A 10,594-nucleotide genomic window follows, 5' to 3' on the forward strand; every position below is an offset into this window, starting at 1 on the left:
CGGGGGAACCGCCGTCGAGCCGCTGCTCGAGCCAAACAAATAGGGTCTATCCCCGCGTGCGCGGGGGAACCGCCGCCGCCGCTGTGCTCAGAGCTTTTGAAGGGGGTCTATCCCCGCGTGCGCGGGGGAACCACGGAGCCAATGGGTTCTATAGTCAGCAGTTGAGGTCTATCCCCGCGTGCGCGGGGGAACCGTAGCGATGTGCATCCCGGACGGCGGCGGCGCGGGTCTATCCCCGCGTGCGCGGGGGAACCCCTGAATCAGGCGTTCGCGACGATGGCGAACTGGGTCTATCCCCGCGTGCGCGGGGGAACCATTTTCCGGGCGCATCAGGCCGGCGCCGATAAAGGTCTATCCCCGCGTGCGCGGGGGAACCATCGCCCCACCGCCAGGGTCGCTCGCCCGCCGCGGTCTATCCCCGCGTGCGCGGGGGAACCGCAGCCACCGGAAAATATCCGGAGCCGTTGTAGGGTCTATCCCCGCGTGCGCGGGGGAACCCCGGGGCGATCCACCCATAATCCTGCCGCACGAGGTCTATCCCCGCGTGCGCGGGGGAACCTCGAAGCGAGGGTATCTCAGAAAGTAATCGACAGGTCTATCCCCGCGTGCGCGGGGGAACCATGAACCCGAAGTCGCTAAGCTCGCAGCCGAACGGTCTATCCCCGCGTGCGCGGGGGAACCACCTGGCCGATCGTCGCGCCCCACCAGCTCGGCGGTCTATCCCCGCGTGCGCGGGGGAACCCCGGCCGCCCGCTTCGCCGTCGCGCTTCGCACCGGTCTATCCCCGCGTGCGCGGGGGAACCGCCTTGACAGGGGTAGGCGCTGCCAACTGCTGGGGTCTATCCCCGCGTGCGCGGGGGAACCCTCGACAGGCCAGGTCTGCACACCAGACGTAGCGGTCTATCCCCGCGTGCGCGGGGGAACCCGAAGTACGCTTCTTCGACGGCGTGGAAGTGGCGGTCTATCCCCGCGTGCGCGGGGGAACCGATGCCGCTGTCGATGCCGCACGCTAGTTCTCGGGTCTATCCCCGCGTGCGCGGGGGAACCCGTCGTAAAAAAGCAACCGGTCGGAAGCACGACGGTCTATCCCCGCGTGCGCGGGGGAACCCTTAGCGGGTGGCGGGCTAGGTGGCAGACGTAAGGTCTATCCCCGCGTGCGCGGGGGAACCATTGACGGTGGCGATGCTACGACGCAAGCTCGGGGTCTATCCCCGCGTGCGCGGGGGAACCTCCGCATCGTTCGGCAGCTTGACTAAGACGTGCGGTCTATCCCCGCGTGCGCGGGGGAACCGCGAATAGTCAGACTGCGATCGCAGATACTTACGGTCTATCCCCGCGTGCGCGGGGGAACCCTACGGACTACCTACACGCTCCCTTAGCAGGGGGGTCTATCCCCGCGTGCGCGGGGGAACCCTATCGTTTCAAGCGCTGATCGAGACGGTCTAGGGTCTATCCCCGCGTGCGCGGGGGAACCGATCACTTCATCGCCGTTCGCATCAGTCAAAATGGTCTATCCCCGCGTGCGCGGGGGAACCTCTTACGAGGCGTGGGCTACCCTAGCCCACATAAAGCGAATATTAACTTTTCAAAGAACAAGGTCAAGCGCCCGAAGCGCTCACCCCTTCAATCAGTCTTCGCGGTCTTCGATGCTGGACGAACGCTTCAGCGCCAGAAATATCCCGTCACGGTCGAACAATTCGTACGACGGCGTGCCGACCACCGCGATTTGCTGTCCGCCCACCGCGTGCGGATCGAGCCAAGTCATGAGGATGCTGCCGCCGCCGAGTTCGGCGTACCATTCCTGCATCACCGACCAAACCCGCCCGCGCACCGCGACCGTCATTCGAGGGGCGGTGTACACTCCCGGGCCAATTTCGAGCATGCACGAGGCCAGGAAACCCCTGAACCGCGCGGCTACATCACGGGTCACCACTACTGTCATCGGCGAATAGCTCCTTTATGTGGTCGATCATCTTCGAGATCAGTTTTTCCTTGCGGAACGTGCGCCCCGCGAGCTTGCGGGTCATGGACTCGATGGTTTTGGCCCCGCGCGGGTCGCGCCGAAACTCGCGCACAGCGCCGAAGGCTACCGGCAGAGTTATCGAATGCCGATAGAGGTCAGCGATATCGAGGCATAACGAGATGCCCGAATCCTCATGGATGAAGCCGAGCTGAGGCAGCGCACCGACGACCGCGACAGCGACCATCGCGGCGGCCTCGACTGCGGTGGCGGCGTGATTGATGGCCTGATTGGGGAGGTCGTCATGCTCGGGGTTGCTGCGGTCATAGTGGCGGCCGGCCCAATCGATGCCGAATTGGCGCGCGAGTAACTTATAAGTTTCACGCATTCGCGCGCCTTCGAGGCCACGCAGAGAATCGAGGTCCGTATCCGGCACCACTTCGCCAAGCCGCCAGGCATACATCCGGCGCACCAGCCGCATGCGTTGGCCCGAATCGCTCCAGAGCGTCGCTTGCTTGCGGGCCAGCGCGGAATCGTCGGGACCGAACGGCATGCTGGCGTAGAGGCGGACCCCTCCTTCGCCGGTAATGATCAAGCCCGTGCCATGGCGCGCGAGCAGCCGCAGGGCATCGTGGCTGATGGTGGTGCCTGGCCCGAGCAATACGCAGGAAACCATCTGAAACGGAATAAGATATTCGCCGGGCGCGAGATCGATATCGCCCGCCGAGGTGAAGCGCAGGGTCCCATCCTCGACCGTTAGGTTGCCGCGGCCAAGCCACAGCAGCCCATGGCGATCGGCCTGCGGGATGCGCGCGGTTTCGAGACCGAGCCGCCCCTTAAGCATCGAGGTGTCCCACTGGCCGCAGCAACAACATCCCGAACCCGAAGGCTCGATGACGGCCGACGCCGCGCCGCAGCAAAGTGTCGAAGGCTTGCGGATCGGCGACCTCGAGGATACCGGCGAAGATGGCGTCCGGGCGTTCGCAGACTTTAATCGCGCGAACGCCGGCGTGAGTGCTGCGGGAAAGGCGCACTCGCCGGAACGAGAGCATCCGGCCTGAAACCAGTTTCGCGGCGCCGCCTCGATCAAGTTCGCGGTGCAGCCATTGGAGATAGATCTCCTCGCGGACTACGCGCGCCGATTCACCCGCCCGGCGGCATGCGGATAGGAAGCAATCAACTTCGGCGCGGGGGCGCACTGCCGGATCGGCGACGCGAGTTGTGGCGCCATCGGAGCGGCTGACGGGACAGGCGCGGACCTCGAACCCGAGCTTCGTGCCGAGGCGCCATGCAGCCGGCATCGGTTTGCCAACGATGCTTTCGAGATTGCAAGCCGCATACGCGATCGGCTCGGCAAAGGTGTGGGCGTGAGCGCGCAGATCGTCGGCGCTTGCCACAGAGTAGCCGAGGGCGCGCAAGTTGCGTCCGCGGGACGGACGCAAGGCAAATGGCTGCGGGGCAGTATCGCCAAAGAGCGCTCGAGCCGCGCAATGAACCAGGTATCCATCATCTACGGCGTGAAGAGGAACACCAAAGGAACGTCCGAGCGCGGCCAGTCGCGCGCGATCGAACTCGAGACTAATCATCGACAGCGGGTTTATCGACATTGATGATACCCTCATGAATCCAGCGCCGGCTGACGTGGATTTGGTTGCGCCAGTCACGTTCATCCGTGATGGGAATCAATCTCGACTCGGGGCGGCCAACGTCCTCGTCGCCCGGCCACCACGCGTTGAACGGATGGCCTGGCCGGGCTCGCAACGATAACGGATACGATTCGAGCGCGCCCAAGAGTGTCGAGGCGTTCACGCGGCCGCACAGGATCGGTTCCGACGGCAGACACGGCTTGCGTCCGATGAAGAGCGGACGGGCAGGCTCCCGCAAGGCGGCTTCGAGATCGTCGAGCGTGGGCTGGCGGTCCTCGTCGATCAAGGTCAGCGAGATGGTATGGACCGAATCTGCGATGAAGCGGCGATGACGGATGTGGGTTCCCGTGCTGGCGGTCCCGCCCGCGCGGCCTTCGACGATTCCGCGAGTGGTCCAGCCCTGCCGCATCCATAGCGGAGAAAGATCGACGGTTTGGAAGTCTGCGATCTCACGCCCCGGCAGATCGCATCTGACGGCATAACGCAGCCGCTGCTGGAGCGCCTGGAGCAGCGGGAAATCGCAATGATCATAGCCGAGAGCATTGGCGAGCAGCCCGGTCAGCATCGCGCAGCCGGGGAACTGGCGCGTAACGCCATTTTCATCGACGATCACGCCGCCAAAAGAAATCAACGGCGCATCGAAACGGAGGATCAGGACTTGCGGCATGGCCTAACCTCCGATCCGTGCGGCGGCCCATTGGGCTAGCTCGTTCAGCGATGACGCGCGTTCGGCATCGGGCAAAGATTCGCCGAGACTGTCGGCGCGGTCCACCGCGAGGAACTTGCGATCGGTTCGGCCATAGGCGCGATCGAGATTGCCGAGATGATCGCCGAGCATATGGTAGGTACTCGCGAGCAGGTCGGATTCTGGACGGACCGGCCGCAAGAAGGCGTTGGCGAGCGTGCGGGGCTGAGACTTGCCGGCTTCGACTAGGATGAAGTCAGCGTAGGAATGGGCCGCGGTAGAACCGATCTTTGCCGCGGGCGTAACAGTCGCAACGAGGTGGACGAGATGATCGGCGACTTTGGCGGCTAGCGTGCGATCATCTCCGAGATTGCTGGTCAGTAAGGGAATATCGACGACGACATAGCCGTAAAAGAGGCCCGTGGTAAGTTCGGCGGTGTTGATATGGCCGCTGCCAAGTTCCGCGGAGTCGCCGTCGGATAGGAGATCATCGACGGCTGAGAAGTAATCGCTCTCGGCAGCTTCGCCATGAACGGTAAAGGCGTGAGCGACGTGAATCGCGGCATCGCAGCGCGCGAAGATGTCGCCGGTGACCATGCGGCCGAAGAGGGCGGCGTCGAGGCCGGCGTTGAGTTTAAGGGTGCGAAGATTTTCGGCGCGATCCCTGTCTAGATGCTTCTTGACAGCTTCTTTCACCTTTTTGGAATCTGATGTTTCCTTGCAGATCGCGCGCGCTTGCTCGAGCAGAAATCGCAGTTCGGGCTTGCCGAAAACGGTAACCTGGGCGCTGGCGACTTCAACCGGTTTTGCCGGATCTTCCTTGGCGGCACGCTTCTCTCTACCGGCACTCATGCCGAGCACGACCGTCATCAGTTCGGAAGTCACCGCGCGGGCGAGCGGTTCGGCGACGCCATCGGCAAGCAGGGGCTTATAAAGATGCTCGTCGAAGGTTCTACGAGAGCGCACGGACATGTTGTCGTCCACCAGCGAGGACAGCGAGTATTCATTCTGGTCGCGGCGCCAATGACGTTTCAGGCATTGCGACGAGATCCGGGTGCGCACCGCGCCGCCGAAGGGGATGCGCTTGGCGAAACCAACGTCGTCGCGGTTGATCAGCGAGGCGGGGTAGGAGGTGAGGAAATGGATTTGGATAAAGCGGGGATTGTTCATGATGCGCTTGCAGTCTCCTTTCTTGATTGAGCACCGTAAAAGTCGCGAGCGAGTTTCCTGCGGACTGATTCCTGGTTGGGACCGCCGTCGCTAAGGATCAGGCGTGCGAGATCGGCGGTGTTGGTCGCCACGCCACGTGTGGCAAGGTGATGCGCGATGACCCGGACCGCGTCGAACAGCGCGTCATCGCCAGCGCGGAGTAGCTTGAGCAGACGTTGTTCGGCGATGTCGGCATCGGCGAGGGACGCGCCGAGACTTTTGCGCGGGTCGTGAAGATGGCGCATCTCAGCCATCGCTTGCAGAATGACGGCCCAGCGTCGTTCCTGCCGGTCGCGCCGCGGTCCTTCGGTCGTGAACTCGCCTGCCAACTCGGAGGCGGCGAGCCGCCAGAATATCGGCGCGCCTATCTCGTCGGGCCGCATCCGGCGCATCGTGGCGACGTCGCCGGGCGACAGGCCGTCGCTAATCAATGCAGCAAGACGGCCGGCCAGTGAGGCCAGGGTTGAGGTTTCAGCTGGTGCTTGTTCCATCGGGGATCTCCTCCTCGTGCGTGTGTTGCTCGGGATTTAGTTTGCGGGCTGCGCCGTTGAAGATTCGCTCGGCCATCGCGATCGCGCGGTAGCGGCGCGCGAGCGGAATCGGGATGCTGTCGAAGGCCTGTTCGAGGGTTTGGCGGGCGAGGTCGAGTGTCTGTTTGCGCCAGATGTCGAGCGCGGCGCCGGCGTCGTCGCCGCCGGCCAGTTCGAACAGGCGCGGGAAAAATATGCGGTCAATCGCGGAGTCGAGTTCGTTGACGAGACCGTCGGGCCGCCGGTCCTGGAAGTCGATCTTGTCAGGGCCGCCCTGGATCAGCGCGAGCAACGCGAGTCTAAGGACTTTCTTTTCGACGTCATCGACGATCTGTACGAAATTGCGCGCTAGCGCGGCGAGTTGCTGATTGCGATCCGGTCGAACGAAGAAGTCCCGGATTTTTGGAGTGACCGGAATCATCCGCTCGTGATAACCATCAGTTTTCCCTTGGCCACGAGCGAGCACCTGAGCCAGGATGACCGGCGAGTCGCCGTCGTCCCGTCTGATTTGGGCGGCGGAATTACGCAGAAAATCCTCTGTGAAGAGAACCCGGCAGAGATGACGATACGAAAGGTCCGTGGCGGTCCAAGCCTTGCCGTCCCGACTAATGGGAACCCAAGGATCGCCGAGGTCGCCCTTGCGCTCGTCGGAGTTGACGCGTTCTTGCTTGGTACCCTTGCGAAACACCGACAGGCGCGACGAAGTGTCGGCGACGAACCGCACGCGGCGCGCAACTTCTATAAAGAAAGGATCGCAGTCTTCGAGCGCGAGGCGGCCCGATTCCTGGCCATCCCAGCTCGGAGTCCACAGCAACGCGGCGCCTCCACGCTGCTGATAGCCGTAGGTCTCGATCATCCGGGGACGCTGCTCGAGCAGGATCGCGAGATCGCGGCGAAAGCGAACGGGCGCGGAGAGGTCGGAGCTTGCGCTAAGGCACGGGCGATTTCCAAAGCCGCTGTTCATGCGGGCAATTCCGTATTTGCTGCGGCCCTCAAATCCGGCCATCGTCTGCACAGTGACGAGCGCGTAGATCCAATGCTCGGGCCTCGGCGCTTCGATTCGAGATGACTTCACGTCGTGGTTGCGAGCAGTGGCGAGGATGTCGATTTCGTCAGGGAAAGGTACAGGGGCCCATCCCTCCAACGTTCCCTCCGGGACGGGCGGTTGCATGAACGCCGGCTTCGCAAGATCGGCGACAACCAGGCTCCAGGGCGCGTCGTCGCCGCCGGTGAGATGGCGGAGCATCGTCAGCCACTGATCGGCGCTTCGCACGGCCGGCTCGGCGCCAGACGCATGAAGTGCGATCGCTGCGAGCTGAACCAGAAAGGCGTGCCACGCATGCTGCTGATGCGGTTGCAAGGCGCTGAACTCGGTCATTTGGTCGCCGCCGAGGCGCGCAAGAACTTCCGGTAGCGATACGGCGAAGCGCGCAGTGCCGCCCGCGTCGATGCTGAAGAGAGAATCGGTTAACAGGTTGAACATGAGATCAGGCATCGGCAGCATCCTCACTTTCTGATGATGGTTGGCCGGCCGCGCGAAGACCGAGCCGGTCGTAAATGAATCGCCGGGAACCGAAGGAGAACTCGATTGCGTCTGCGTTCGAGGTTTCGAGTATGGGTTGAGCTTCCTTCTCGATGCCGCGCGCAAGGAAATACGGAATCGTCAGGCGGCGGATTTCGTTGCCAAATGGCGACTTGAGCGGTGCCGGAAATTCCGCGATACGATCGCCCTCGCCGAGCCGGGTCTGAATTCTCTGTTCCAATTCCTTGCTGGGAAACTCAAAGTCACCGAACAGAAGCGTCCGGTCAATACAGTTGAGCTTGGCCACGCGCTTCATCGCCAAATAGGCTCCCGATACTTCCTGGCCGTGCGCGTGCCACTTCGGTCCGAGGCTCGACTCGATCGCACGGAGCGCTTGCGGATGAGTCGTTGCCTCGACCAGCTCTCGATTCATCAGCGGAATAGTGAGTTCCGGATATGATTCGAGTGCGCGCCAGGTAGCCTCCAGAATGCGCAGGTCCTCATAGACGGTGCCGATACCGTGGGGCCCTGGCGCCTTGCCATTACTACGAATCAGAGGGGTCAGGTCGCGTTCCGCCGGAGTCAGCACGATCAGGCGCGGATGGGTGTACCCAGCGGGGCGCGGACGCGAGTGTCGATGCAACCTGCCGACCCGTTGCAGCATCACGTCCATCGGGCAAAAGTCCGTGATCATCAGATCGGCGTCGATATCAAGACTCTGCTGGACCGTCTGCGTGGCGACCGCGATGCAGGGGAGCGCCGAGGAGTCGGTGACCTTGCCGAAACGGTTTTCTAGCGCGAGATCGAGATCCCGGCGATCCTCAGTGGCAAAGCGCGAATGATGGGGCGCTACCACCGTCCCGCATCCGAATAGCTCTCTGCGCAGGCCACGGGCATTGGCTTCGCGCTCGACCTCGAGCTGAGTCGCCACACAATCGGCGACGGTATTGCGGACTATCAAGACTCGCGCGCCCGAGGCGACTGCGTCGGTGGCGATTCGAGCGATGGAAGGAGGGTCGTCAGCCGAGGGGCTCAATTCGCGAGATACATGCTTGGATTGCGAATCAGAATCGATCGCTATCTCCTTCATCCCGTCTGGTCGGTGCGATAGCAGCGTTGGATATGCGAGGTTTTTCGCCTCGTCTAACGGAAGGGACGCGGGTGCGGCGCCGAAAGCAGAAGCGAGCAGGATCCGGCGTGCGGACGAACCAAGCGTCGCCGACATCAGGAGGGCATGGCCGCCGGCGGCGAGATGATTCGCGAGCACCTCGCGCATCAGTGCGATCATATAAGCGTCTGACGCATGAACCTCGTCGATGACCAACAGATTGCGCAGTAGGGCGGTCGCCCGCATGTGCGCATGGCTGACCATCAGAGTTGAGAGGAGAGCCTGATCTACAGTTCCGACGGTAATCGGCCCGGCTAGATAACGCTTGGGACTCTCCGCCGCCCATCCGCGATACCGGAAGCGCTCATCGGAGTCGTCATTCCAGAGGACCTGAAAGTCCGCAAGACGATGGGCCTCGTGGTCATCGACGATGATGTATCCCGGAACGCCAAGAACTACCGGTGGAGGATGCTTGAAAGCTCGCGCAACTGCGGCGATCACACGACGGTGGATTTGCGTGGCTGCGGTCCGGGTTGGCAGCGCGAAATAGAGACCATCGACTTCGTTCGCATGGAACAGTTTAAGAAATAGCGCGAGCGCCGCCTCTGTCTTGCCGGAACCGGTTTCAGACTCGAGAATCGTCAAGGAACCTCCGATCGCGTTCGGCAGATCGAGTATCGCGCGCTGGAAAGCGTGTGGCTCGAATTCGGAAAGCAACGCGAACGACGGGGGCGCTACTCCTAGTTGATGGCGCGCGCCGGATGCGTCGATGCCGAATGCCTGCAGTGCGCGACGGGCGCCTGCGCGCGCGATATCCATCCGGTCACGAGTCAGATCCTCGCTAAAAGGGAAGAAGCGAGTATCCGAACCGATCCAGTCAGCGAGAGTTACGAGTCCGCTGAAAGCGTGCTGAAAGGTGGCGGTCGCGGGAAGTGGGTCAGCGCCGGATGTGAAAGCATCGGGGAACCAGGAAAGCGAACGCTCGCGAAGTCGAGCGATGCCACCGAAGGGATCAAGGCCGCGGACGGGTCTCCAAGCTATCGAGGTGAAATCAGAGCCGGATTGCTCAAAGCTAGCGGGGCGTCCGTGATGAGCGATCGCTGCAACCAAGAGCCGCAATGCGCAGCGGTCAGGACCCCAGGAATCGATCATATCAAGCGATAGACTCTCGCGTAGCCGCTCGCTCTCCTTGAATCGGCCTTGTTGGATGAGCGCTATTGCTCCGCGCACATGACCGTTGGTGAACAAGGGTCGCTGCGCCGCCTTATTTTGGAAGCCGATATTAAACTTGCCCACATCATGATAGGCGGCCAGCACTGATAGCCGCGACACCTGCGACGGCGAGAGATCATCCAGATCCCCCAGCCGGGCAATACGCCGGCGAAGCAAGGTCAGCTTAAGTAGAGCCTCACAACAGGCTGCAACATCGGCGCAATGATCGATGAGCGGATGCCAGTCGTTTTGGCTCTGGGAAAACTTACCCCAAAAATCAACAATCGGCGCCTTCATACGGAATGCCTCCAAACCTGCCCGACAGGGCCACCCTTGACAATGCAATATAGAGGCTTCGGGTGACAGCGGTTGTCAGAGTCCGAGTTCTCGCTGTTGGTCGCTCCAGTCTGGCGATAGCTCGAAATGACCGACCATGAGCATTTGGAGACTAAGACCAGCCTCAGCGCGACCCTCGACTGGCTTCGACGATCCTAGGTGCGAGGAACGCCAGTTTGGTAAGCCGCTCGACAGAGCGCTTGGGGAGACTTTCGCGCCGGGCAACCTCGGCCAGCGAGCTAACCTCGCGCGTGGTCACTTCCCGCCTCGAACTGCGCGAACGAGAGCAGCACATTCAGCGTGAGCCGACCCATCGACGTGGTGGTGTTGAACTGCTGGGTGACGGACACAAACGAGACGCCCTGGGCGTCGAACACCTCGACCAT

Annotated in this window: 8 protein-coding genes, 1 pseudogene and 1 CRISPR repeat array; all 9 genes and pseudogenes read right to left on the minus strand. The window is 62.4% G+C overall.

Annotated elements, in window-relative coordinates:
* The first annotated feature begins 43 nt into the window (after positions 1-43).
* Positions 44-1,535: direct repeats of the CRISPR family, unit length 28 nt; unit sequence GGTCTATCCCCGCGTGCGCGGGGGAACC.
* A 92-nt stretch (positions 1,536-1,627) separates the two neighbouring features.
* Positions 1,628-1,942, minus strand: a complete 315-nt coding sequence (gene cas2e / locus Q7S58_RS20030; RefSeq protein ID WP_304830268.1) for a type I-E CRISPR-associated endoribonuclease Cas2e — start codon at positions 1,940-1,942, stop codon at positions 1,628-1,630.
* Positions 1,920-2,804 carry a type I-E CRISPR-associated endonuclease Cas1e gene (gene cas1e / locus Q7S58_RS20035; RefSeq protein WP_304830270.1) on the minus strand — a complete coding sequence of 295 codons (885 nt, stop codon included), beginning with the start codon at positions 2,802-2,804 and terminating at the stop codon, positions 1,920-1,922. The genes cas2e and cas1e overlap by 23 nt, the downstream gene beginning before the upstream one ends.
* Positions 2,797-3,630 carry a type I-E CRISPR-associated protein Cas6/Cse3/CasE gene (gene cas6e / locus Q7S58_RS20040; protein WP_370655561.1) on the minus strand — a complete coding sequence of 278 codons (834 nt, stop codon included), beginning with the start codon at positions 3,628-3,630 and terminating at the stop codon, positions 2,797-2,799. Before cas6e ends, cas1e begins: the two co-directional genes overlap by 8 nt.
* Entirely contained in the window at positions 3,539-4,273 is a 735-nt protein-coding gene (cas5e, locus tag Q7S58_RS20045) for a type I-E CRISPR-associated protein Cas5/CasD (protein ID WP_304830272.1), read from the minus strand. Before cas5e ends, cas6e begins: the two co-directional genes overlap by 92 nt.
* A gap of 3 nt (positions 4,274-4,276) precedes the next feature.
* Positions 4,277-5,461 carry a type I-E CRISPR-associated protein Cas7/Cse4/CasC gene (gene cas7e / locus Q7S58_RS20050; RefSeq protein WP_304830275.1) on the minus strand — a complete coding sequence of 395 codons (1,185 nt, stop codon included), beginning with the start codon at positions 5,459-5,461 and terminating at the stop codon, positions 4,277-4,279.
* The gene (casB, locus tag Q7S58_RS20055; protein ID WP_304830277.1) at positions 5,458-5,991 is read right to left on the minus strand and encodes a type I-E CRISPR-associated protein Cse2/CasB; all 534 of its coding nucleotides are present in this window, start codon (positions 5,989-5,991) and stop codon (positions 5,458-5,460) included. Before casB ends, cas7e begins: the two co-directional genes overlap by 4 nt.
* Positions 5,972-7,525, minus strand: a complete 1,554-nt coding sequence (gene casA, locus Q7S58_RS20060; RefSeq protein ID WP_304830279.1) for a type I-E CRISPR-associated protein Cse1/CasA — start codon at positions 7,523-7,525, stop codon at positions 5,972-5,974. The genes casB and casA overlap by 20 nt, the downstream gene beginning before the upstream one ends.
* Positions 7,518-10,169, minus strand: a complete 2,652-nt coding sequence (gene cas3, locus Q7S58_RS20065) for a CRISPR-associated helicase Cas3' (protein ID WP_304830281.1) — start codon at positions 10,167-10,169, stop codon at positions 7,518-7,520. Before cas3 ends, casA begins: the two co-directional genes overlap by 8 nt.
* Before the next feature lie 244 nt (positions 10,170-10,413).
* Positions 10,414-10,594: pseudogene (locus Q7S58_RS22350) on the minus strand (recombinase family protein); the annotation flags it as partial.

The sequence above is a fragment of the Candidatus Binatus sp. genome (assembly GCF_030646925.1).
Taxonomy (GTDB): Bacteria; Desulfobacterota; Binatia; order Binatales; family Binataceae; genus Binatus.